The organism is Eubacterium multiforme (assembly GCF_030813415.1).
GTDB classification, from domain to species: Bacteria; Bacillota; Clostridia; order Clostridiales; family Clostridiaceae; genus Clostridium; species Clostridium multiforme.
Window position 1 is genome coordinate 780,343 of record NZ_JAUSUF010000001.1, and the last position, 22,250, is coordinate 802,592.

General features: G+C 28.4%; 25 protein-coding genes. 3 read left to right on the top strand and 22 right to left on the bottom strand.

Going from position 1 to position 22,250, the window contains the following annotated elements; all coding sequences use genetic code 11:
- Nucleotides 1–30 precede the first annotated feature (30 nt).
- From atpA to J2S18_RS03680, 7 genes are all read right to left on the bottom strand, one after another.
- Nucleotides 31–1,539 (bottom strand): F0F1 ATP synthase subunit alpha, encoded by a 1,509-nt coding sequence (atpA, locus tag J2S18_RS03650; RefSeq protein WP_307483339.1) that lies wholly within the window; start codon nucleotides 1,537–1,539, stop codon nucleotides 31–33.
- Nucleotides 1,540–1,549: 10 nt separating this feature from the next.
- The gene (locus tag J2S18_RS03655) at nucleotides 1,550–2,089 is read right to left on the bottom strand and encodes a F0F1 ATP synthase subunit delta (protein WP_307483341.1); all 540 of its coding nucleotides are present in this window, start codon (nucleotides 2,087–2,089) and stop codon (nucleotides 1,550–1,552) included.
- 2 nt (nucleotides 2,090–2,091) lie between these two features.
- Nucleotides 2,092–2,583: a F0F1 ATP synthase subunit B gene (locus J2S18_RS03660; RefSeq protein ID WP_307483344.1), complete on the bottom strand. Its 492-nt coding sequence runs from the start codon at nucleotides 2,581–2,583 to the stop codon at nucleotides 2,092–2,094.
- A gap of 59 nt (nucleotides 2,584–2,642) precedes the next feature.
- Nucleotides 2,643–2,888, bottom strand: coding sequence for an ATP synthase F0 subunit C (gene atpE / locus J2S18_RS03665; protein ID WP_307483347.1), 246 nt, complete (start codon nucleotides 2,886–2,888; stop codon nucleotides 2,643–2,645).
- A gap of 58 nt (nucleotides 2,889–2,946) precedes the next feature.
- Nucleotides 2,947–3,597, bottom strand: coding sequence for a F0F1 ATP synthase subunit A (locus J2S18_RS03670; RefSeq protein ID WP_307483350.1), 651 nt, complete (start codon nucleotides 3,595–3,597; stop codon nucleotides 2,947–2,949).
- 4 nt (nucleotides 3,598–3,601) lie between these two features.
- A complete protein-coding gene (locus J2S18_RS03675; protein ID WP_307483353.1) occupies nucleotides 3,602–3,964 on the bottom strand; it encodes an ATP synthase subunit I in 363 nt (120 codons plus the stop codon).
- A gap of 629 nt (nucleotides 3,965–4,593) precedes the next feature.
- The gene (locus J2S18_RS03680; protein ID WP_307483355.1) at nucleotides 4,594–5,772 is read right to left on the bottom strand and encodes an acetyl-CoA C-acetyltransferase; all 1,179 of its coding nucleotides are present in this window, start codon (nucleotides 5,770–5,772) and stop codon (nucleotides 4,594–4,596) included.
- A 215-nt stretch (nucleotides 5,773–5,987) separates the two neighbouring features.
- Here J2S18_RS03680 and J2S18_RS03685 point away from each other — a divergent pair, with 215 nt between their 5' ends.
- Entirely contained in the window at nucleotides 5,988–6,482 is a 495-nt protein-coding gene (locus J2S18_RS03685) for a deoxycytidylate deaminase (RefSeq protein WP_307483357.1), read from the top strand.
- Between the two features lie 43 nt (nucleotides 6,483–6,525).
- On the opposite strand, the gene upp is transcribed toward J2S18_RS03685, so the two are convergent.
- The 8 genes from upp to J2S18_RS03725 all read right to left on the bottom strand — a co-directional run bounded on the left by upp (nucleotide 6,526) and on the right by J2S18_RS03725 (nucleotide 13,379).
- Nucleotides 6,526–7,155: a uracil phosphoribosyltransferase gene (gene upp / locus J2S18_RS03690; protein WP_209797559.1), complete on the bottom strand. Its 630-nt coding sequence runs from the start codon at nucleotides 7,153–7,155 to the stop codon at nucleotides 6,526–6,528.
- A gap of 20 nt (nucleotides 7,156–7,175) precedes the next feature.
- On the bottom strand, nucleotides 7,176–7,625 hold the full coding sequence (rpiB, locus tag J2S18_RS03695) for a ribose 5-phosphate isomerase B (protein WP_307483361.1): 450 nt from the start codon (nucleotides 7,623–7,625) through the stop codon (nucleotides 7,176–7,178).
- A gap of 69 nt (nucleotides 7,626–7,694) precedes the next feature.
- The gene (locus J2S18_RS03700; RefSeq protein WP_307483364.1) at nucleotides 7,695–8,147 is read right to left on the bottom strand and encodes a low molecular weight protein arginine phosphatase; all 453 of its coding nucleotides are present in this window, start codon (nucleotides 8,145–8,147) and stop codon (nucleotides 7,695–7,697) included.
- 20 nt (nucleotides 8,148–8,167) lie between these two features.
- Nucleotides 8,168–9,211: an L-threonylcarbamoyladenylate synthase gene (locus J2S18_RS03705; protein WP_307483366.1), complete on the bottom strand. Its 1,044-nt coding sequence runs from the start codon at nucleotides 9,209–9,211 to the stop codon at nucleotides 8,168–8,170.
- A gap of 16 nt (nucleotides 9,212–9,227) precedes the next feature.
- Nucleotides 9,228–9,815: a hypothetical protein gene (locus tag J2S18_RS03710; RefSeq protein WP_307483369.1), complete on the bottom strand. Its 588-nt coding sequence runs from the start codon at nucleotides 9,813–9,815 to the stop codon at nucleotides 9,228–9,230.
- A gap of 54 nt (nucleotides 9,816–9,869) precedes the next feature.
- Complete coding sequence (gene prfA, locus J2S18_RS03715; protein ID WP_307483371.1) at nucleotides 9,870–10,955, bottom strand: peptide chain release factor 1; 1,086 nt, start codon at nucleotides 10,953–10,955, stop codon at nucleotides 9,870–9,872.
- Nucleotides 10,956–11,024: 69 nt separating this feature from the next.
- Nucleotides 11,025–12,776, bottom strand: coding sequence for a peptide chain release factor N(5)-glutamine methyltransferase (gene prmC, locus J2S18_RS03720; RefSeq protein ID WP_307483374.1), 1,752 nt, complete (start codon nucleotides 12,774–12,776; stop codon nucleotides 11,025–11,027).
- Nucleotides 12,777–12,791: 15 nt separating this feature from the next.
- Nucleotides 12,792–13,379 carry a thymidine kinase gene (locus tag J2S18_RS03725; RefSeq protein ID WP_307483377.1) on the bottom strand — a complete coding sequence of 196 codons (588 nt, stop codon included), beginning with the start codon at nucleotides 13,377–13,379 and terminating at the stop codon, nucleotides 12,792–12,794.
- 173 nt (nucleotides 13,380–13,552) lie between these two features.
- On the opposite strand from J2S18_RS03725, the gene rpmE reads away from it, so the two are divergent.
- Both rpmE and J2S18_RS03735 read left to right on the top strand, forming a co-directional pair.
- Nucleotides 13,553–13,759, top strand: a complete 207-nt coding sequence (gene rpmE / locus J2S18_RS03730; RefSeq protein ID WP_002598683.1) for a 50S ribosomal protein L31 — start codon at nucleotides 13,553–13,555, stop codon at nucleotides 13,757–13,759.
- Between the two features lie 119 nt (nucleotides 13,760–13,878).
- Entirely contained in the window at nucleotides 13,879–14,997 is a 1,119-nt protein-coding gene (locus tag J2S18_RS03735) for an MGDG synthase family glycosyltransferase (RefSeq protein WP_307483384.1), read from the top strand.
- Nucleotides 14,998–15,021: 24 nt separating this feature from the next.
- On the opposite strand, the gene rho is transcribed toward J2S18_RS03735, so the two are convergent.
- From rho to ispE, 7 genes are all read right to left on the bottom strand, one after another.
- Complete coding sequence (rho, locus tag J2S18_RS03740) at nucleotides 15,022–16,524, bottom strand: transcription termination factor Rho (protein ID WP_307483389.1); 1,503 nt, start codon at nucleotides 16,522–16,524, stop codon at nucleotides 15,022–15,024.
- Between the two features lie 246 nt (nucleotides 16,525–16,770).
- Nucleotides 16,771–18,378 carry a CTP synthase gene (pyrG, locus tag J2S18_RS03745; protein ID WP_307483392.1) on the bottom strand — a complete coding sequence of 536 codons (1,608 nt, stop codon included), beginning with the start codon at nucleotides 18,376–18,378 and terminating at the stop codon, nucleotides 16,771–16,773.
- Nucleotides 18,379–18,585: 207 nt separating this feature from the next.
- Nucleotides 18,586–18,879: a hypothetical protein gene (locus tag J2S18_RS03750; protein ID WP_307483394.1), complete on the bottom strand. Its 294-nt coding sequence runs from the start codon at nucleotides 18,877–18,879 to the stop codon at nucleotides 18,586–18,588.
- 211 nt (nucleotides 18,880–19,090) lie between these two features.
- Nucleotides 19,091–19,504: a YwiB family protein gene (locus tag J2S18_RS03755; RefSeq protein ID WP_307483396.1), complete on the bottom strand. Its 414-nt coding sequence runs from the start codon at nucleotides 19,502–19,504 to the stop codon at nucleotides 19,091–19,093.
- A 12-nt stretch (nucleotides 19,505–19,516) separates the two neighbouring features.
- Nucleotides 19,517–20,506 (bottom strand): tRNA 4-thiouridine(8) synthase ThiI, encoded by a 990-nt coding sequence (locus tag J2S18_RS03760; protein WP_307483399.1) that lies wholly within the window; start codon nucleotides 20,504–20,506, stop codon nucleotides 19,517–19,519.
- Between the two features lie 114 nt (nucleotides 20,507–20,620).
- Complete coding sequence (gene spoIIR, locus J2S18_RS03765) at nucleotides 20,621–21,289, bottom strand: stage II sporulation protein R (protein WP_307483401.1); 669 nt, start codon at nucleotides 21,287–21,289, stop codon at nucleotides 20,621–20,623.
- Nucleotides 21,290–21,357: 68 nt separating this feature from the next.
- The gene (gene ispE, locus J2S18_RS03770) at nucleotides 21,358–22,200 is read right to left on the bottom strand and encodes a 4-(cytidine 5'-diphospho)-2-C-methyl-D-erythritol kinase (protein WP_307483404.1); all 843 of its coding nucleotides are present in this window, start codon (nucleotides 22,198–22,200) and stop codon (nucleotides 21,358–21,360) included.
- Nucleotides 22,201–22,250: the final 50 nt, after the last annotated feature.

A 22,250-nucleotide genomic window follows, 5' to 3' on the forward strand; every position in this document is an offset into this window, starting at 1 on the left:
AAGATGGCATAGCTTAATTTAAGCTATGCTTTATTGTAAGAATATTTTTTTGAATTCAGTAATTCCTTTTTCAAGGGATGCTTTTAATTCGTCAGTTAAAACTTTCTTTTCTACTATTTCTTTTCCTACTTCTCTATATTGAGTATCCATGTATTCTAAGAAATCTTTTTCGAACTTTCTTATATCTTCAACTTTTATATCTGATAAATAATCATTTACTGCTGCATATAAAATAATTACTTGATTTTCAACAGGCATAGGTGAATATTGGTTTTGTTTTAAAATTTCAACCATTCTCTTACCTTTTTCAAGTCTTCTTGAAGTATCAGCATCTAAATCTGATCCAAATTGAGCAAATGATTCTAATTCTCTATATTGGGCAAGCTCTAATCTTAAAGTACCTGAAACTTGTTTCATAGCTTTAATTTGAGCATTACCACCAACTCTTGATACTGATATACCTGCATTAACAGCTGGTCTTTGTCCTGAATTAAAAAGATCTGATTCTAGGAATATTTGACCATCTGTTATTGATATAACATTAGTTGGAATATATGCAGTTACGTCTCCTGCTAGTGTTTCTATAATTGGAAGTGCTGTTAAAGAACCTCCACCATTTTTTTCTGAAAGTTTTGCTGCTCTTTCAAGTAATCTTGAATGAATATAGAAAACATCTCCAGGATAAGCTTCTCTGCCTGGTGGTCTTTTAAGTAGTAATGACATTGTTCTATAAGCAACTGCGTGCTTTGATAAGTCATCATATATAACCAATACATCTTTTCCTTGATGCATAAAATGTTCACCAATTGAACATCCAACATAAGGTGCTAAGTATTGTAATGGTGCTGATTCTGATGCAGTTGCAGCAACAACTGTTGTATAATCCATTGCACCAAATTCTGTTAATGTATTCACTATATGTGCTACTGTTGATTGCTTTTGACCTATTGCTACATATATACAAATTACATCTTTATCTTTTTGATTTATTATTGTATCTATTGTTATAGCTGTCTTACCAATTTGTCTATCTCCTATGATAAGTTCTCTTTGTCCCTTACCAATTGGAATCATTGAGTCAATTGCTTTTATTCCTGTTTGTAATGGCTCATTAACTGAACTTCTATCTAGAATGCTAGGAGCTGGAACTTCTATTGGTCTAAATGCTTCTGGTTTTATTGGTCCTTTTGCATCAATAGGATTTCCTAAGCCATCTACAACTCTTCCTATTAATTCTTGACCTACACCAACCTCAACAATTTTTCCTGTTCTCTTAACGACATCTCCTTCTTTGATTCCTTCTTCAGAACCAAGTAAAACACATCCTACATTATCTTGTTCAAGATTTAATGCCATACCATAAACATCATTTGGGAATTCTAACAATTCACCTTCCATACAATCATCTAAACCATATACTCTAGCAATACCATCACCAATTTGAATAATTGTACCTGAATCTATTGTTTTTATTTGTTTGTCGTATTTTTCAATTTCACTTTTGATTATAGAAGTAATCTCTTCTGGTTTGATATTCATGGTTTCACCTCTATTCCCTCTTAAGTATTAAGGCTCTCATTTCATCAAGTTTAGATTTTATTGATCCATCAATAACATCATTTCCTACTCTAACATAAAGTCCGCCTAATATACTTTTATCAATTTCATGTTCTATAATTACTGTTTTGTTATACTTCTTTTCTAAGTTTTCTTTTAATCTCTTAGTTTCGTCATCTGTAAGTTCTATAACACTTTTTACTTTAGCAATTACTGTATTTTCTTTTTCTAAATGGATTTTCTCCATTTGATTAAGTTTTTCTTTTAGAAATAATATTCTTCCTTTTTCTACAAGAATTAATAAAAATGATAGTAATTCCTCATCAATTCTACCTTTAAATAAGTCTTTAAAAATTTTCTTTTTTTGTCTAGTACTTATTTGAGGTGATTTTATGATTTCATAAATTTCTTGGTTGTCATCAATAATTTTACATATCTCTCTTAAATCATTAAGATATTCATCTACCTTATTTTTTTCTTCTGCTACTTTATATAAAGCTAGGGCATATCTACGATCCAAATATTCGTACATAATTACATACCTACCTTGCTTATATATTCGTCAATAAGTTGTCTATGCTTCTTTTCATCTATTGATTCTCCAAGAGCCTTTTCTGAAAGGAATATTGCAAGTTCTACTGCTTGAGTCTTAATTTCATCCTCAGCCTTTGCACGTTCTCTATTGATTTCAACCTTAGATTTTTCAATAATAGTACTTGCTTCTTTTCTAGCATCTTCTACTATCTCTTTATAAATACCATCTGCCTTAATCTTGTATTGACTAACAATTTCTTTTCCTTCTTCTTTTGCTGTTCCGATTTCTCTTTCATTTTGAAGCTTTAATATTCTTGCTTTCTCTAAATCTTCATCAGCCTTACTAATCGTATCTTCTATACGACTATTTCTTTCTCTTAAAATTTTATTTACTCTATCAAAAGCAAAATGCTTAACTATCCAAAATAATATTAATAAGTTTACTAATGTAACTATCATCTCTGGAATGTTAATATTCATATTAATTTCCAAATTTAAAGCCTCCCTTCCAGGCTTATTAAAAACCTACTTTTTTTCATAGCATTCAAAATTTAGTGGATACCAACAAATAATAAGATGAATGAAACTAATAATCCATATATTGCTGTTGTTTCTGCTAATGCACAACCAATGAAATATGTTGACATAAGTTTACCACTTGCTTCCGGTTGTCTTGCAATACTTTTTAATAAACTAGCTGTTGCGTTACCAATACCAACTCCTGCACCTACTGCTGCGATAACTGCAAGTCCTGCACCAATTGCACGCATTCCTACTATAAATTCTGCTCCAGTCATAAATAATTCCTCCTTAATCTTTCACAAGTTTCTCTGACTAAATTTGATTTTATTTTGGTTATTCTTCTGCAATCATCTTTATATAGATCATTGTTAATATTGAAAAGATGAATGTTTGAAGAAATCCGTCAAATAAATCGAAGTATGCCATAAATGGCACTGGGATAGCTAATTGAGCAATCCACGCCATCTTACTCAATGCTCTTAATAACAATTCAATAATTACAGTTGCAACTGTAATATTACCAAAAAGTCTGAAGCTTAATGTTACTGGTAACATTACTCTTTCTAAGATATTGATAGGTAATAAAGCTGGACTTGGGTGAGCATATCCTTTTAGATATCCTAAACCACCATTCTTTATGATTGCATTTATTTGAACCATTAAGAATGTTGTTAATGACAATACTAATGCTACACTATAATCTGCTGTAGGTGGATGAAGTCCTACAAGGTCTGTAATATTCATAAAGAATAAGAAAAGAACCAAGGCTCCAATGTATGCAGCAAATCCTGCGTATTTATCTCCCATAGTGTTTTTAACCCAATTGTTCATGCCTTCAACAAAAATTTCAATTATTGATTGACTTTTTGATTTTGGTACAACTGAAAGATTTTTTGTCATTAGTATTAGAACAATAGCAATAATTATGATTATTCCCCATTGTTGTAACACAGTAGAACCAATTTCATTAAACAATGCTTCCACTCAATCACTTCCTTTCTTCATATTTAATTGCCATGAACAAAGAAATGAAGTTGGACATATATCCAATAACATATAGTATTACGTTATATTGGTTTTGCAATAATAATAATCCTATTACAGCTATCATTATTATTCTTATTACAAAACTAACCATAAGAATAATACCCTTTAAATTCATGTCACTATTAATAGCTTTCTCAGTAACTGCTCCACTTATTAAAAAATTTAAAATGCTAATTATTGAACCTATTAAAAAAGGAAAACAATAATTTACATTTATAATGTATGAAATTATAAGTCCTGCAGTAAGGATGATTCCACTACTTTTAAAAGTCTGTCTTAATAGTCTAGTTAAATTTCCAACCATTACTTACCCCCTTGGCAATCATATCCCTTATTATAGTTTATATATTTTTTTGTCGGAAACACCATATTTTAGGCTATTGCATTATTTCGTCGTATTATATCAAATTATAATATCGTAATTCATTTTTACTGTCGCTTCCTCTGTATTTTAAGCTTTTTCATATTTTACGAATTTTAAATTTATTACCTATTCATTTGTCTGAATATTCAAAATAGTTCTCTTGTTACATTTTTATATCTTTGTTAAAATGCCTTACAAATAATAGTATTTTTTTCCTTATGTAAACATATTTATAAATCTATATCATTATCTTTAGTTTTTCTCTATATTTTTAGTTTGAATAAAGTCAATTAGTTTTATTCAATGCATTTTTATTTTGTTAATAAATTTATTATTTTATTAATAAATTTAAGGCTATAAATTAATTAATTTATAGCTTTAGTGTTTTATTCCTGTTAATTTTTTATTTTGTTAAATGTTTTCATGAAATTTTATCAATTATTTTATCTTATTATATTTTTTAATATATACATTTTTATTATACAACAAAAATATACCTTAGAAAGTAATTCTAAGGTATATTTACAAATATTTATAAATTATCTTTATTTATGAAATAGTTTATGATATTATCTTTCAACAACTACTGCTGTTCCCATTCCTCCACCTATGCAAAGTGTAGCTAAGCCTTTTTTAGCATCTCTCTTTTCCATTTCGTGAAGTAATGTAACTAAAATTCTAGCTCCTGATGCTCCAACTGGATGACCTAAAGCTACTGCTCCACCATTTACATTAACTTTTGTCATATCAAATCCTAAATCTCTAGCTACAGCTAAACTTTGAGCTGCAAATGCTTCATTAGCTTCTATAAGATCTAAATCTTTAACTTCTAATCCAGCAACTTCTAATGCTTTCTTTGTTGCATGGAATGGTCCATATCCCATTATAGCTGGATCTAATCCTCTTGATCCATATGAAAGAATTTTTGCCATTGGCTTAATTCCTAAGCTTTCTGCTTTTTCTGCACTCATAATTACAAGAGCTGCTGCTCCATCATTTATACCTGAAGCATTACCTGCTGTTACTGTACCATCTTTCTTAAATGCTGGTCTTAATTTTGCTAATTTTTCAGCTGTTGTTCCGAATCTTGGGAATTCATCAGTATCAAATACTATTGGATCTCCTTTTCTTTGAGGAATTACAACTGGAACTATTTCATCTTTAAATCTTCCTTCTTTAATAGCTTTTTCTGCTTTATTTTGAGAATTAGCTGAGAATTCATCTTGTTCTTCTCTTGTAAGATTCCACTTCTCTGCTATATTTTCTGCTGTTACTCCCATATGATAATCATTAAATGCATCCCATAGTGCATCATTTATCATTGAGTCAACCATTTTTCCGTTGCCCATTCTTTGTCCCCATCTTGCAGTTTCTAAAAGATAAGGTGCTCTTGACATATTTTCTACACCACCAGCAACTACAATATCAGTGTCTCCTGCTTTTATCATTTGAGCTGCTAAACTAACTGCTCTTAAACCTGATCCACATACTTTATTGATAGTCATTGCTGGTACTTCTTCTGGAAGTCCTGCTTTTATTGTTGCTTGTCTTGCAACGTTTTGTCCAAGACCCGCTTGAATAACATTTCCCATTAAAACTTCTTCAACCATTTCTGGTTTGATTCCAGCCTTCTTTACAGCTTCCTTTATTACTAGTGCTCCTAAGTCTACTGCTGGAACATTTTTTAATGCTCCTCCAAATGAACCTAATGCTGTTCTTACCGCACTTACAATTACTACTTCTTTCATTAAACAAAACCTCCCAAATTTATAATTAACAAACTTTTATTCTTTGTTAAACTCTTAACATACTTTTATTATAACCATTTCATTCATAATAATCAATAGTTTTTGTTAAATTTTAAACAAATACTTTTTTTTAATTATATTTACAATTTTCCTTTTGTTTATATTATAATATTAATAAAATTACATAAAAAATTTTATACAAAGGAGTTTCTATTATGAAAAGACATGATTTTATATCTTGGGATGAATACTTTATGGGACTTGCTCTTTTATCTGCTAAAAGAAGTAAAGATCCAAGCACTCAAGTGGGAGCTTGTATTGTAAGCCCTACTAACAGAGTTCTTTCTGTTGGTTATAATGGTTTTGCTTTTGGTTGCTCTGATGATACTTATTCTTGGGAAAGAGAAGGCGAATTTTTAGAAACTAAATATCCTTATGTTGTTCATGCAGAACTTAATGCTATTTTAAATAATAGAGGTGTTTCATTAGAAAATGCTAAATTATATGTTGCTTTATTTCCTTGTAATGAATGTGCTAAAGCAATTATTCAAAGTGGAATAAAAGAAGTAATTTTCTTAAGTGATAAATATTCTGATACGGATATAGTAAAAGCTTCAAAAAGAATGTTTAAATCAGCAGGTGTTAAATTAACACAGCTTGTTCCATCTATTGAAAAAATTGAATTATCTTTTAATGTTGATGATATTTAAAAAAAATAAAACCTTCCAACTGGAAGGTTTTATTTTTTATTTATTACTTAGTTCCGAATAATCTGTCTCCAGCATCTCCAAGACCTGGTACAATATATCCATTTTCATTTAATTTTTCATCTATTTGTGCAACATATATATCAACATCAGGATGAACTTCTTTAATTGCTTTTATTCCTTCTGGTGATGAAATTAAGCACATAAGTTTTAAATATTTAGCACCTTTTTTCTTAAGCATTGTTAATGCATCAATTGCTGATCCTCCAGTTGCAAGCATTGGATCTACAACGATTATTTCTCTTTCAGCTATATCTTGAGGTAACTTACAGAAATATTCAACTGGTTGTAGAGTTTCTTCATCTCTATATAATCCAATGTGACCAACTTTTGCTGCTGGTATAAGTTTTAATACTCCATCTACCATTCCAAGTCCAGCTCTTAATATTGGTACTATTGCTAACTTCTTTCCAGCTAACATTTTGCATTTTGTTTTGCATATTGGTGTTTCTATTTCTACATTTTCAGTTGGTAAATTTCTTGTAACTTCATATGCCATTAACATTGAAACTTCTGAAACTAAGTCTCTAAAATCCTTTGAACCTGTTTCCTTACTTCTTATGAATGCTAATTTGTGTAATATTAATGGATGATTGATTTCTGTAACTTTACTCATTTTTTTATTCCTCCAAAATTTTATTTATTAAATTCTTTTTCTATTGCAGCTATTTTATTTAATCTTCTTTCATGTCTTTCACCTTCGAATTTTGCAGCTAAGAATGTCTTAACTATCTCAAGTGCAAGTCCTGGTCCTAATATTCTTTCTCCTAATGTAAGAATATTTGCATTATTGTGTTCTACAGTTGCATGTGCACTAAATGTATCTGAACATAAAGCAGCTCTTATTCCTGGAACTTTGTTTGCAGCAATGCTCATTCCAATTCCAGTTCCACAAACTAATATTCCTAAATCAAATTCTTTTGCAGCAACTGCCTTTGCAACCTTTTCTGCATAATCTGGATAATCGCATGATTCTTTAGTATAAGTACCAAAATCTTTTATTTCATATCCATTTGCACTTAAATATTCCATAATTTCATTCTTTAAGCTATATCCACCATGATCTGATCCTAATGCTATTTTCATAAAATCTTACCTCCATATATTTTTATGTATTTAATTTATAAAAAAAGAAAGTGTAGCATGTAATAAATATTACACACTTCCAGCTTTCTTTAATTTACCTATTATAAGAGTCACTATATCCTCTAATTCTTTGTATGTTTTATTGTAAACAGAAATTGTGCTGCCGTAAGGGTCAGTTATTTCTCCTTTTACGCCAGCATATTCACATATTGAAAATACTTTATCTTTATAATTTGGATAATTATTTTTTATAAAATCTCTACCATATTCAGTCATTGTTAAAATAATATCTGATTCTTGAAGCATTGATTCATTTAATTGAATAGCTTCTTTATTTTTAATATCTACATTTAATTCTTCTTTTATTAATTCTATAGAATTTTCAGTAACAAAGCTACCAGGAACTATTACAATCCCAGCTGATTTGGCTGCTATATTTGAATCATTATTTATTTTGTTAAATATTTCTTCTGCCATTGGGCTTCTACATGTATTTGCTGTGCATACGAAGAGCACTTTCATAAAAAAACCTCCAAATTCTTTTAAACATCTATAACATCATATCCTGCTGCTTTATTTAATCTATTCATAATAGCAATTCCAAGTCCTTCTTCATTAAAGGCTTCTGCTAATATTATATCTACATCTAGATCATTAAATGATCTTAAAGCTTCAAAAAGATTTGATGCAATTTCTTCTAAATTATTTTCTGCTCCTAAAATAACCTTTTCTCCCTTAGGATATTTATGGCTATTTTCTTCTGTAGTAAGTATTCCTACCTTTTTTTCTTCATCTATATAATTTTGTACCATTTCATTGATTTTTTCAATAGTTTTTTCTTTATTTCCTTTTATAATTTTAAGTTTTGCATTTGGAGCATAATGTCTATACTTCATACCTGGTGCTTTTGGCTTAAAATCATCTGAATTATTAAGTAATCCTTTATCTATTTCTATTCTTTCATCAACTTCTCTAAGCATTTCAAGTGTTATTCCACCTGGTCTTAAAACTATTGGTGGATTAACTGTACAATCAACTATTGTAGATTCTAATCCTACTTCGCTTTTTTCTCCACCTATTATATAATCTACCTTACCATTTAAATCTTCAATACATCTTTCTATATCAGTTGGACTTGGTTTCCCGCTAATATTAGCAGATGGTGCTGCAATTGGCACTCCTGATTCTTTTATAAGTTCTCTTGCAACTTCATTTGATGGCATTCTAATTCCAATAGTATTTAAATTCGCACTTGTTTCCATTGGTATTATATCCTGTTTTTCTAATATTAATGTCATTGGTCCCGGCCAAAATTTATCCATTAATTTTTTTGCAATATCAGGAATATTTTTTGCATAAGGTTCTAAATTTTTTGAAGCAACATGAATAATTAATGGATTATCCTGTGGTCTTCCCTTTGCAATAAATATTTTTTTTACACATTCTTCTTTTAATGCATTTGCTCCTAATCCATAGACTGTTTCTGTTGGGAAGGCAACAGTTCCACCTCTTTTTATAACTTCTGCAGCTTCTTTTATATATTTTTTATCATTAATTCCATTTATAGTAGCAATCTTTGTTTCCAAAGCTAACGCCCTCTTTCTAACTTAAAGTTTCTCCTCGAGCAATTTTTATGTTTTCAATACAATCATCAGTGAATTCCGCTTTAACACAATATTTAAATATTTCATTTAAAAAAGGATATTTTTTAAGTCCACCTTTTTTAATTATTTGAAAGTAATATTTTTCACTTGGATTTATTTTTTTTATCTTTATGTATTCTTCTGAAACCTCTGGATATTTGTCTAAAAATCCTTTAGATATTGGTTTCATCCTTCTATTCCTTATTTTTGCACTACTAACTAATATTATTTTCATATAATCTTCTATACCTTCAGTATGAACTATTGCTATTTTATCACATAATATTATGTGAGTTTGACTAAATAATCCGTTTGTAAACCTAAGCTTATTATTTTTATAAGAAAATTCAAGCTTTGTATAATCTCTCTTTTTTAAAATTGCAATAAATATTAATAGTTCTAATAAGGCTACATAAATTATATAAAATTTTGCCATTATTCCCGTTAGCCATAAAGTTGTTGGTAATAGTATAGCTAATATAATCATTAATATGTAAAATCTTTTTATAGATTTTTTCTCTTTTTTTAATGCTTTATAAATATCCATACTTACTCCTTTTTATATTATAAAAGCCTTACATTTTAATGCAAGGCTTTTTTATTACATTTCTTGTGTATTTCCCATTTGTTTCATTTTTTCAGCTTGATCTGCAGTTATAAGAGCGTTTATAACTTCATCTATATCCCCATTTAAGAAAGATTCTAACTTGTAAAGAGTTAATCCAATTCTATGGTCTGTAACTCTTCCTTGAGGGTAATTGTATGTTCTAATTCTCTCACTTCTGTCTCCAGTACCTACTTGAGATTTTCTGTCTTCTGCAATTCCTGCTGCTCTTTCTGCTTCTGCCTTTTCAAATAGTCTTGCTCTTAAGACTTTCATTGCCTTTTCTTTATTTTTAAGCTGTGATTTTTCATCTTGACATGAAATAACGATTCCTGTTGGTAAATGTGTAAGTCTTACTGCTGAGTCAGTAGTATTAACACATTGTCCTCCATTACCTGATGCTCTAAATACATCAAACTTAATATCTTTTTCGTTTATTTCTACTTCTACATCATCAACTTCTGGTAAAACAGCAACTGTTGCTGTTGATGTATGTATTCTACCACTTGATTCTGTATCTGGAACTCTTTGAACTCTATGAACTCCACTTTCATATTTTAATTTTGAATATGCCCCATTACCTTTAATCATAAAGACAACTTCTTTTAATCCACCAATACCTGTTTCATTAGTGTTCATAAGCTCTACAGCCCATCTATTATTTTCTGCATATCTTGTATACATTCTAAAAAGATTAGCTGCAAAAAGTGCTGCTTCATCTCCACCTGCACCTGCTCTTATTTCAACGAAAACATTCTTATCATCATTTGGATCTTTAGGTAATAAAAGAATTTGAATTTGGTTTTCTAATTCTTCTTCTCTTATTTTTAATCCATTTATCTCCTCATGAAGCATTTCTTTCATTTCTTTATCTGTCTCAATTTCAAGCATTTCTTTATTATCATTTAAATCTTCAACAACTTTTTTGTATTCTCTATAGGCCCCTACTATGATTTCTAAATCAGCATGTTCTTTACATAGTTTTCTCCATTCATTTTGGTTTTCCATAATTGAAGGATCACTAATTTTTACTGATAATTCATCATATTTGTTCTCTATGAATGCTAATTTATCTAATAACATCTTATCACTCCGTACTATATATTTTCATATTTAATTATTATATCACAACTTATAATGTTTTTTCAATAATTATAAATGTCCTATAACTACTCGATTATGACCTGCTAAATCTTTTATAACTTTTACATCACAAAAATCATTTTCTATCATTATTTTTTTTACTTCTTCTCCTTGGTCATATCCAATTTCAAAAGCTAATATTTTTTTATCTTTTAAAAGTAATTTACTCTCTTTAACTATTCTTCTATAAAATATTAAGCCATCTTCCCCTCCACTTAAAGCACTATGAGGTTCATATCTTCTCACATCATCCATTAATTTATTTATTTCTTCTTCCTTTATATATGGAGGATTTGAAACTATTATGCTATAGGCTTTATTCTCATTTATGGCTTCCTTTAAAAGATCACTTTTAATAAATTTAACTCTATCATTTAAATTATGTTTTTTAATATTTTCATTAGTAACTTTTTCAGGTTTATCAAAATAATCTATTTCATCTACTTTTATATTCTTTCTATAGTGTGCTAATGATATACCAATAGCTCCACTTCCTGAACATAAATCACAAAGATTTAATTCTTCCTCTTCATCTATATTCTTTAAAACTTCCTCAACTAAAACTTCAGTATCTCCTCTTGGAATTAAAACACCTTCTTCAACATAAAAATCTAGTCCCATAAATTCACAAGAACCTAAAATATATTTTATTGGCATTTTATATTTTCTTTTTTCTATTAGTTCCATATACTTTTTATTATCTTCATTACTAACTTCCAAATCTCCATGAGTTAATAAGTAAAGCCTATCTTTACCAATAACATATCCAAGTAAAATAGCAGCATCTAATCTTGCTGTATCTATATTTGCACTTGATAATATTTTTGTTCCCTCTGCTAAAATTTCTTCTATTTTCATTTTATCCTCCGGTAACCCTTCAGCTGCTTTTAATGCACTAATTGCAACTTCAATTTGTGAATCATCTGGTTCTCTTGTTGTTATTTCTTGTAATTTAAGTCCTGGTGCTGAAATAACTCTTGATAGTTTATTGTTTGACTTTCCAAGCCATCTTATTATTTCATAAGTTATTCCAGATACAACTGGAATTAATATTATTCTAAGTACTAATCTTTCAAAGAAGTTTCCCCAACCAGTAAAGGCAAAAACTATTATACTTACAAACATTATAAGAAATAAAAAGTTAGTTCCACATCTTGGATGAAATCTTGAATATTTTTTTACATTCTCAACCTTTAATTTTTCTCCAGCCTCATAGCAAAAAATTGTTTTATGCTCTGCACCATGATATTGAAATAATCTATATATATCATCAAATTTACTAATTCCCCACATATACCCTAACAATATAATAATTCTTATTAACGCTTCTATTATATTAAGACCTATATTAGGCACTCCAAAACTTTTAAAAATAGCTGCTATCCCTGTTGGTAATGCAACAAATAATAAAATTGCCATTATAAAAGAAGCACACATAGTAAATCCAATTATTATGTCATTACTCTTTTCACCAAATTTATTTCTAAGCCAATCTTCAAAAGCAGATGGCTCTGTATCATCAAAAAAAGATGCTGAATAATTTAAGCATTTTATTCCTTGAATTAAAGAATCTATAAGTACAAACATACCTCTAATAAATGGTATATTAAGCATCTTATACTTTTTCGTAATTGGAGTAACCTTTTTTATATCAACTTCAATTTCTCCATTTTCCTTACGAATAGCCGTTGCCATTCCTTTGGTGCCTCTCATCATTACTCCTTCAATTACAGCTTGACCACCAACTTCACATTTCTTCAATTACATATCCCCTTCCTATTTGTGGTTCTTATATTTGAAGTAACACTCTCCACATAATGATTCATAAGTAACATCACCCATATTATCTATTGCTACTTGTTCTCCCTCAAATACAAACCTATTATTTATCTTTCTTGCATTAACTATTGCTTTATTTCCACACTTACATATTGTTTTCATCTCTTCTATACTATGGGCTATTAACAAAAGTCTTTCACTTCCTTCAAAACCTTCCATTTTAAAATCAGTTCTTAACCCATAACATATTATTGGAATATCTAAAGTTACTGCAACTTCAAATAATTCATCTATTTGTTTCTTTTTTAAAAATTGTACTTCATCTACTAAAATACAATGTAACTTCCCATACTCTTCTAAATTATTTTTTACTATATTGTAAATATTATCATTATCCTTAATTAGAACATCTACTTTTCTAACAACTCCAAGTCTTGAAACAAGTTCATCTCCACCTTTTTTATCCGTTGAAGGTTTAAGTAATAATACTCTCATTCCTCTTTCTTCATAATTATAAGCAACTTGCATTAAATGTGTTGACTTACCTGAATTCATAGCTCCATATCTAAAATATAACTTACTCAAAATTTTTCTCTCCTTTTGACTTTTCAGTTATTACGATTATAGCATTTATGAAAGGTTATAAAAAGTTTTTTTTAACATTAAATATTATTGACGATGTATATGTCCTATGCTATACTTTAGTAGTTATTTATTGCTTAAAATAGCAGTAAAATATATATAAAGAGGTGAAAAATATGAAACAAGGCATACATCCAGAATACCACCACGACGCAGTGGTTAAGTGTGCATGTGGAAATACTTTTACAACAGGTTCAGTTAAAGAAGAACTTAAAGTAGAAATATGCTCTAAATGCCACCCATTCTTCACTGGTAAGCAAAAAATCGTTGATGTTGGAGGAAGAGTTGACAAGTTCAACAAGAGATTCAACCTTAATAAGTAAGAAATTTAGGGAAAGACTTCATGTCTTTCCCATTTTCTTTTTAAATAATTTTATTTTAATTATTCAAAAATAATGTTAGACTATATTTATATAAAATTTATATGAAGCGAGTGAATTTGATGAAAAAAGTTCTTATATTAACCACTTCTACTGGTCAGGGACATAACCAAGCTGCTAAATCCCTAAGTGAGTTATTTGAAAAAGCAAATTATAAATATATAACTTATGACTTTTTAAGTAATAGCAGTAAGTTTTTAATTGATACTATAGTAGGTGGATATGAAGTATCAGCAATGAGTTTTCCAGGTATTTATGGTTTTTTCTATAAACTAACAAACATAAGATGTATTAATTCATTAGCTAATATATTGTTTTTATTTGTTAGAAAAAGACTTGCAAACTTAATTGCCAAAGAAAAACCAGATATAATAATAGCTACCCATCCCCTTAGCGTATGTATTATGAACAAGCTAAAGAAAAAAGGATTAAAAATTCCTTTTATTTCTGTTGTTACAGATTTCAAAGCACATTATACATATATAGGAAAGTATGTAGACGCTTATATTACAGGAAGCGAATACACAAAACAATCTTTAATAGATAAAAAGATAGATAAAGATAAAATATTCCCTTTTGGTATTCCTATAAGAGAATCTTTTTTTGAAAGAGATGAAAATATTCCTTATATTAAAACCAATGAATATTTTAATATATTACTTATGAGTGGTAGTATGGGGCTAAAGGACATTTCTTATGTTCTTGATGAGTTATTAAAAAATGATAATAAATTAAGAATTACAGTTGTTTGCGGAAACAATAAAAAATTAAAACAAAATTTAATGAAGCATTGCACTGAAGATCATAAAAACAAAAAGTTACATATATTAGGATTTTCAAATGACATAGCTTCATTTATGGAATATTCAGATGTTATAATATCAAAACCTGGTGGACTTACAGTTACAGAATCAATTGTAAAAGATCTACCTTTAATAATACCCTTTGCTATTCCTGGACAAGAAAAAGAAAATACGGAATTTTTAACTAAAGAGGGGTATGCCCTTTGTGTTAACAATATTAAAGAAATTAATCCTGTAATAAATTCTTTAATAGAAGATCCTAGTAAGCTTAAAGCTATGAAAAAAAGATTAGAATCTTTAGCTAAAACTTACTCACCATCTTCAATTGTTGATTTAGCAAATAAATTAATAGATGAAAAAGCTGATACAAAAGTTTAATAACTTTTTGTATCAGCTTTATTTTTATATATTATTTTTTTCAAATATTCTTATAAACTCACCATTATCTTTTGTTTTTGCTAACATCTTAATTAAGTTTTCTGTTACATTATCCACATTTCCATCTGCATACATAACTTTTCTAATTGCATATGCAACATCTCTTTCTTCACTAGTTAATAATAAATCTTCTTTTCTTGTTCCTGATTTATAAATATCTATAGCTGGGAATATTCTTCTTTCTTGAAGTCTTCTATCTAAATGTACTTCCATATTTCCTGTACCTTTAAATTCTTCAAATATCATATCATCCATTCTTGAACCAGTATCTACAAGTGCTGTTGCAAGAATTGTTAAACTTCCGCCTTCTTCTATATTTCTTGCTGCTCCAAAGAATTTTTTAGGCATTATTAATGCTCCAGGATCTAATCCTCCTGTTAATGTTCTTCCTGTTGGAGTTATTGTTAAATTATACGCTCTTGATAATCTAGTTAAACTATCTAAAAGTATTACAACATCCTGTCCTTGTTCCACTCTTCTCTTTCCATGTTCTAATATCATCTGTGATACTTTTTCATGGTTTTGTGGCTCTTCATCAAAAGTTGAATACATAACCTCTCCATTTATAGACCTTTGCATATCTGTAACTTCCTCTGGTCTTTCATCAATAAGTAATACTATAAGTTTAACCTCTGGACAGTTTTTTGATATATTTTGAGCTAATTTCTTTAAAAGAGTTGTTTTACCAGCCTTTGGTGGTGCAACAATCATTCCTCTTTGACCTTTACCTAATGGGCAGATTATATCCATTAATCTTGTAGAAAGATCATTTTCTCCTTCTCTTTCAAGCTTTATTCTTTCCTTTGGATATATAGGAGTTAATTTTTCAAAAGGAATTCTTCTAACTGCCTTCTCTGGATTCTCGTCATTTACCTTTTCTAAGTATATTAAAGCCTTAAACTTCTCTCCTTCTTTAGGTTCCCTAACCTTACCTTCTAGCTTATCTCCAGTTGATAAATTAAATCTTCTAATTTGTGCTGGGGATACATATACATCTTCGCTACTACTTAAACAATTTTTCCCTCTTAAAAAACCAAAACTATTATTTTCTTGAATTTCTAAAATACCTGACACTGTTGCTGCTTGTGATATATTATTTCTATCATTTTGATTATGGTTTCTATCATTTTGATTGTAAGTTCTATCTCCTTGGCTATTATTTCTATCATTTTGGTTATAATAATTCCTATTTGTGTTTTGATAATTATTAGTATTTTGATAATTACTTGAATTATTAGTATTTTGATAGTTACTTGAATTGTTACTACTATTATTATTTTCCTTAACCTTTGGTGATATTTTTTCTTTTAATATAACACCATTTTTTTCAATAGAATTTACTTTATTATTTAGAATTTCATCTATTAATTGGCTCTTTTTATATTTTGATATATTCTTTATATTTAATTCCTTAGCAACTTCTTTTAGCTTTGCTAAAGTCATTCCTTCATAAACTTCTCTTGTCAAAATGACACCTCCGTATTAATTTTATTTATGTAAACTTAAATTATTTTGGGAATTTTTAAGGTAAGCCTCTTAGATAATTTGACGTTTATTTTATTATCCTTCAATACTTAAATGTTTGCAAGGTATTTAATATATTTATTAATAATTAATTTAAAAGTTTTCTTTTTCTTAATTCTTTCCAAAATAAATAGAAGGTATTCTAAAAATTCAAAATACCTTCTATCTATTAAAAACTATATTATAAAATTATCTTTCTTCTAATGCAACCTTTATAAACCCAACAAATAATGGATGTGGTCTGTTTGGTCTTGATTTTAATTCTGGATGGAATTGTGAAGCAACAAACCATGGGTGATCTTCTATTTCTATTATTTCAACTAATCTTTTATCAGGACTTGTTCCTGCAATAGTCATTCCACTTTCAGTAATTTCTTTTCTAAATTCATTATTGAATTCATATCTATGTCTATGTCTTTCATATATAACTTCATCATTATATAATTCATATGACTTTGTTGACTCATCTAACTTACAAGGATATAAGCCAAGTCTCATTGTTCCGCCTAAATCTTCAATATCTCTTTGTTCTGGCATAATATCTATAACAGGATATTTTGTTTCTGGATTTAATTCTGAACTATGTGCACCTTCAAGACCTACAACATTTCTTGCAAATTCAATTACAGCACATTGCATTCCAAGACAAATTCCAAGGAAAGGTACTTTATTTTCTCTAGCCCATCTTATAGCTTCAATTTTACCTTCTATTCCTCTATCTCCAAATCCTCCTGGAACTAAAACTCCATCTACACCTTCTAAAACTTTTTCTACATCTTGGTTTTCTAATTCTTCTGAATTAATCCACTTAATCTTTACATTAGTGTTATTTGCAAGACCTCCATGATTTAAAGCTTCTACAACTGATATATATGCATCATGTAACTCTACATATTTACCAACTAAAGCTATTGTAACTTCATCTTGTAAATTTTTAATTCTTTGAACCATGTCAATCCATTCTCTATTATCTATATCCTTACATCCAAGATGTAACTTTTCACATACTAAATTATCTAATCCTTCACCATGTAACATTAAAGGAACTTCATAAAGGTGTTCAGCATCTAAATTTTGTATAACAGCTTTTCCTTCAATATTGCAGAATAATCCGATTTTATTTTTAATATCATCTGATAATTCTTTTTCTGTTCTACATACAATTATATCTGGTTGAATTCCTATACTTCTTAATTCTTTAACTGAATGTTGTGTTGGCTTAGTTTTAAGCTCTCCTGCTTTTCCTAGGTATGGAACTAATGTAACATGTATAAAGCAAACATTGTCTGCTCCAACTTCATTTCTTACTTGTCTTATTGCTTCTAAAAATGGTTGTGATTCTATATCTCCAACAGTTCCGCCGATTTCTGTTATAACAACATCAACATCTTTTTCTTTTGAAACTCTATAAACTCTTTCTTTTATAGCATTAGTTATATGAGGTATTACTTGAACTGTTCCTCCTAAGTATTCCCCTCTTCTTTCTTTTGAAATAACTGACCAATAAATTTTACCAGTAGTTACATTACTATTTTGAGTTAAGTTTTCATCTATAAATCTTTCATAATGTCCTAAATCTAAATCTGTTTCTGCTCCATCGTCTGTTACAAAAACTTCACCATGTTGATATGGGCTCATTGTTCCTGGGTCTACATTTAAATATGGATCAAATTTTTGAATTGATACATTAACTCCCCTGTTTTTTAATAGTCTTCCAAGTGATGCTGCTGTAATTCCTTTTCCTAATGCTGAAACCACTCCACCTGTTACGAATATATACTTTGTTCCTTTGTTCATTTTACTTCCTCCCTATGAGAAAAATTTATTTTTTTCACTTGACATATCTATTGTTCAAAGTTATAATAGATATTACCCCATAAAGTTAGTTTATGGGGTATTGGCGCTAAAATTAATTTCTTTTAATAACATAGATAATATAGTATCATATATTTTTTTTAATATCTAGTCATATTTTGTTCTTTTTTTGTTCATTTTTATTTTTTCTTATATTACAGAGTCAATTTTCTTTTCTATTTCAAAATATTTATCTCTAAATTTCTTATTTATCAATAATTTTTCTTCAGCTTTTTTATAATTGTAATTTATACTCCTGCGAGTTTTTACTCTTAAGAGATATTTTATGTCATCTTCCTTCCAACAATCATATTTTTTTAAAAATAAAATAAATAAATATCTCATTTCTTTTTCTTTAAGCATATCTACAACTTCTTCCTTGGATATATTATTAAAGGCACATATTTCTTCTATAATTTTAAAATATCTTTCTTGATTTATCATAAATATCCCTCCTTACATTTAATTATCACCAAATTTTCAAACTAATAATCTAATTCGAACTAAAAGAATTTGAAATATTTATAATAAATACTAAACTTAAAATCTATTTTTATATAAATATATGTTTTAAGTGAGGATTAGTTTTAGAACATATATTTACATAAAAAAATGAGCTGTGCACTAATTATTTTTTAATGCCACAGCTCTTTTTTTAAGCTTTAATATCTAATTTTAATTGAGTCTTTATAGCAGGTTGATCTGCAACTTGCATTTCATACTTTATTTCTACCTTGCCACCGTCTTCGTTCATATCAATTTCTAACCCTTTAGTATCAATTGTTAATTCTAACATTCCATAAGGTGTATTGTATAAACAGATAGATTGCTTATCTTTTTGAAAGTGCATCTTAGTTGAAGTACTTCCTTCTCTTTCAAGAACAACATAATCTCCACCTATTCTAAGTTTAGTATCTGTTCCATCCATTCCTGATATCTCTGTTTCTTTATATAGGGCAATTATTTCTTCATTTTCACTTTTCAAGCTACCTGGAGTAACAACTTCTATTAATTCTCCATTTTCCATAGTAGCATTACTAACTATTTTTATAACCGCTTTCTTTTCCAAAGCTTTTCCTCCTTACTTTCCTTGAATTAGATATTTATTTATCTCTTCCTCAGTAGCAGGTTTAACTTTTAATGTACCTTCAAATTTACATCCAAATTTTCCATAAGATACTTCAACTTCATCTAAATCTTTTCCCTTACAATATCTTCCTGCTATCCTAGCTGCTAACTCTCTATCCTCTTCATTATGTTTCCCATTTATTATTATCATAGCACCATTATGACTTACTGGGTAAAACACTAAGTCTTCTTTTGATAAAAATTTCTTTATATTATCTCCTTCATCCTTAGTTCTAGTGGCTATTATTTTACATCCACTATCACTAACGAAATGTCTTCCAAATCTTAATAATTCAATTTCATCTGGAGTTGCATCCCCTTTTCTTTGAAGAGTCTCTTTAAGTCTTATTGAATAATTAGGCTCAGTTAACTTACATCCACCAGCAGGTGATGGGTAATCTTTTATTCCCCACTTTTCTGCAAGTTCCATTTGAGTTTTTCTGCTTCTACCTGATATATTAAGCAGCTTTTCTCTATCTACTAATCCATTTTTCTCCATTTCAGTTTCATCTAAATTCTTAGCACATAAAGGTCTAAGTATTATATCTTTAAAGCCTGATTCTTTTCTAACCTTATTTAAAGCTTGTCTATTTTGTGACATAGGTCTTTGGTTTAAAACCTCTCCTGTTATAATAAAATCAGCATTAAATTTCTTTAATAATTCCCCTGAATATCTCATCATCATAGCATGACAATCAATACATGGATTCATATTTTTTCCCCATCCATTTTTAGGGTCCTTTACCATTTCAAAATGTTCCTTTGAAAAGTCTACAACTTCCAATGGTATATCTATTTGCTTAGTCATTTTCTTAGCATTTTCTTCATTAAAGAAATATGATCTGAAACATATTCCTATAACTTCTATTCCTTGGTCCTTTATTAATTTTGCGGCTAATATACTATCTAATCCCCCTGAGATCATAGCTAATGCTCTAGTCATAAAATTTCCTCCTAAAATAATTTTATTTAAACTACATATTTAATTTCATAATTTGTTACAAATTATAGTTTATGATTGTTCTAAGATTTTATCAAGTTAAATTTTTTTATTATTTTAAAATGCTTCTTTTAAAACTTCTAAAAACTTAAATTTAATATTATAATCTTCTTTATCATTCTTATTAGAAACCTTTTTCTTTTCTTTATTTTTATCTAATTCTTCATTATCTAAAACTTCATTCATTCTTTTTTCTGTTTCATTATAAGCAACTTCACCTTTAGTTACATCAACAAAACATAGAGGCGGAAACATAACACACCACCAATTTTGTCCTGAAGCTTTTCCTATTAATATTCTATAGGCTTCATATTCCCCTTGAGGAAATACTATATTACCATATTCTTTTTCCGGGAAATTTTCCTTTGATAAATTACCCTTTACCTCATAATTATACCCATTTTCTTTTACAACTTTTTTTGCTATTTTAATGATTTTTTCATTATTACTCTTAATTATTTTTCTTGATTCTTCTATACTTTTTGATTTATTTAATAAAGGTTCTATAAATTTAATAACTTCATTTCTAACTTTAAGTTTTAAATCTTGATCCTTTTTATTATCACTATTTGCTATTACATGAAATCTTATTATTTCATCTTTAATACTTTCATAATTATATTGAACCTCATTATCCTTATTTATTTTTTCATCAGATAAGCTTGTACAACCAACGAAAAACAATGACCCTATAAACAATATAACTATACCAAAAAATCTCTTCATAATAAAACCCCCTTAATAGTAATGATTATTACCATTTAAGGAGGTTTTATACAAAAATTTTATTTTTATTATATTGTTCTTGTTATAAATACATCTTTGTATCTCTTTTTCATAGTATCATAACATTTTTGAGCCTTAACCATATCATCAAAAAAAGCAAATACAGTAGGGCCACTACCACTCATCATACTTCCCATAGCTCCACATTCAATCATTGATTGCTTTATAGATATTATTTCTTTATATTTTGAAAGTGTAACATTTTCAAGTAAATTTTTCATATTTTTAGCTACATATTCTAAATTATCATTTTTTATATTTTTTGTAAGTTCATCAACATTTGGATGGAATACAACCTTTGTTAAATCAAACTCCTGATATACAGCCTTTGTTGAAACTCCAAAAGGTGGCTTTACAAGAACTAATATTTTATCTTTAAAAGGTTTTATTTTTGTAATTTTTTCTCCAATACCTTCACAAATAGCTGTTCCAGAAACTATACAATAAGGAACATCAGCACCAAGTTTTACACCAAGTTCCATTAATTCTTCATCACTAAGATTAGTTTTAAATATTTTATTCATAAGTTTTAAAACTGCAGCGCAGTCTGTACTACCTCCTGCAAGACCAGCTGAAACAGGAATATTCTTTTTAATTGTTATACTAACACCTGATTTTATATTAAACTTATCCATAAATAACTTTGCTGCTTTATATGCTAAATTTCTTTCATCAGTTGGGACATAGGGCTTATTACAATTTATTTTTATTCCCTTACTTATCTTTTCTATTGTTATTTCATCATATAAATCTATTGCTTGCATTATCATTCTTAATAAATGATATCCATCTTCTCTTTTTCCAACAATATCTAATGCTATATTAACTTTAGCATATGCCTTTATATTCATTACATATCCCTTCCTTCGTTAATTTGCTATTTCATATTTTATCATAGCAA

Bases quoted from the DNA above. Each gene is read 5' to 3' on its own strand.
- atpA (WP_307483339.1), bottom strand. From the start codon at position 1,539: ATGAATATCAAACCAGAAGAGATTACTTCTATAATCAAAAGTGAAATT.
- J2S18_RS03655 (WP_307483341.1), bottom strand. From the start codon at position 2,089: ATGTACGAATATTTGGATCGTAGATATGCCCTAGCTTTATATAAAGTA.
- atpE (WP_307483347.1), bottom strand. From the start codon at position 2,888: ATGACTGGAGCAGAATTTATAGTAGGAATGCGTGCAATTGGTGCAGGA.
- J2S18_RS03675 (WP_307483353.1), bottom strand. From the start codon at position 3,964: ATGGTTGGAAATTTAACTAGACTATTAAGACAGACTTTTAAAAGTAGT.
- J2S18_RS03680 (WP_307483355.1), bottom strand. From the start codon at position 5,772: ATGAAAGAAGTAGTAATTGTAAGTGCGGTAAGAACAGCATTAGGTTCA.
- J2S18_RS03685 (WP_307483357.1), top strand. From the start codon at position 5,988: ATGAAAAGACATGATTTTATATCTTGGGATGAATACTTTATGGGACTT.
- upp (WP_209797559.1), bottom strand. From the start codon at position 7,155: ATGAGTAAAGTTACAGAAATCAATCATCCATTAATATTACACAAATTA.
- rpiB (WP_307483361.1), bottom strand. From the start codon at position 7,625: ATGAAAATAGCATTAGGATCAGATCATGGTGGATATAGCTTAAAGAAT.
- J2S18_RS03700 (WP_307483364.1), bottom strand. From the start codon at position 8,147: ATGAAAGTGCTCTTCGTATGCACAGCAAATACATGTAGAAGCCCAATG.
- J2S18_RS03710 (WP_307483369.1), bottom strand. From the start codon at position 9,815: ATGGATATTTATAAAGCATTAAAAAAAGAGAAAAAATCTATAAAAAGA.
- prfA (WP_307483371.1), bottom strand. From the start codon at position 10,955: ATGTTATTAGATAAATTAGCATTCATAGAGAACAAATATGATGAATTA.
- rpmE (WP_002598683.1), top strand. From the start codon at position 13,553: ATGAAACAAGGCATACATCCAGAATACCACCACGACGCAGTGGTTAAG.
- J2S18_RS03735 (WP_307483384.1), top strand. From the start codon at position 13,879: ATGAAAAAAGTTCTTATATTAACCACTTCTACTGGTCAGGGACATAAC.
- pyrG (WP_307483392.1), bottom strand. From the start codon at position 18,378: ATGAACAAAGGAACAAAGTATATATTCGTAACAGGTGGAGTGGTTTCA.
- J2S18_RS03750 (WP_307483394.1), bottom strand. From the start codon at position 18,879: ATGATAAATCAAGAAAGATATTTTAAAATTATAGAAGAAATATGTGCC.
- J2S18_RS03760 (WP_307483399.1), bottom strand. From the start codon at position 20,506: ATGACTAGAGCATTAGCTATGATCTCAGGGGGATTAGATAGTATATTA.
- spoIIR (WP_307483401.1), bottom strand. From the start codon at position 21,289: ATGAAGAGATTTTTTGGTATAGTTATATTGTTTATAGGGTCATTGTTT.
- ispE (WP_307483404.1), bottom strand. From the start codon at position 22,200: ATGAATATAAAGGCATATGCTAAAGTTAATATAGCATTAGATATTGTT.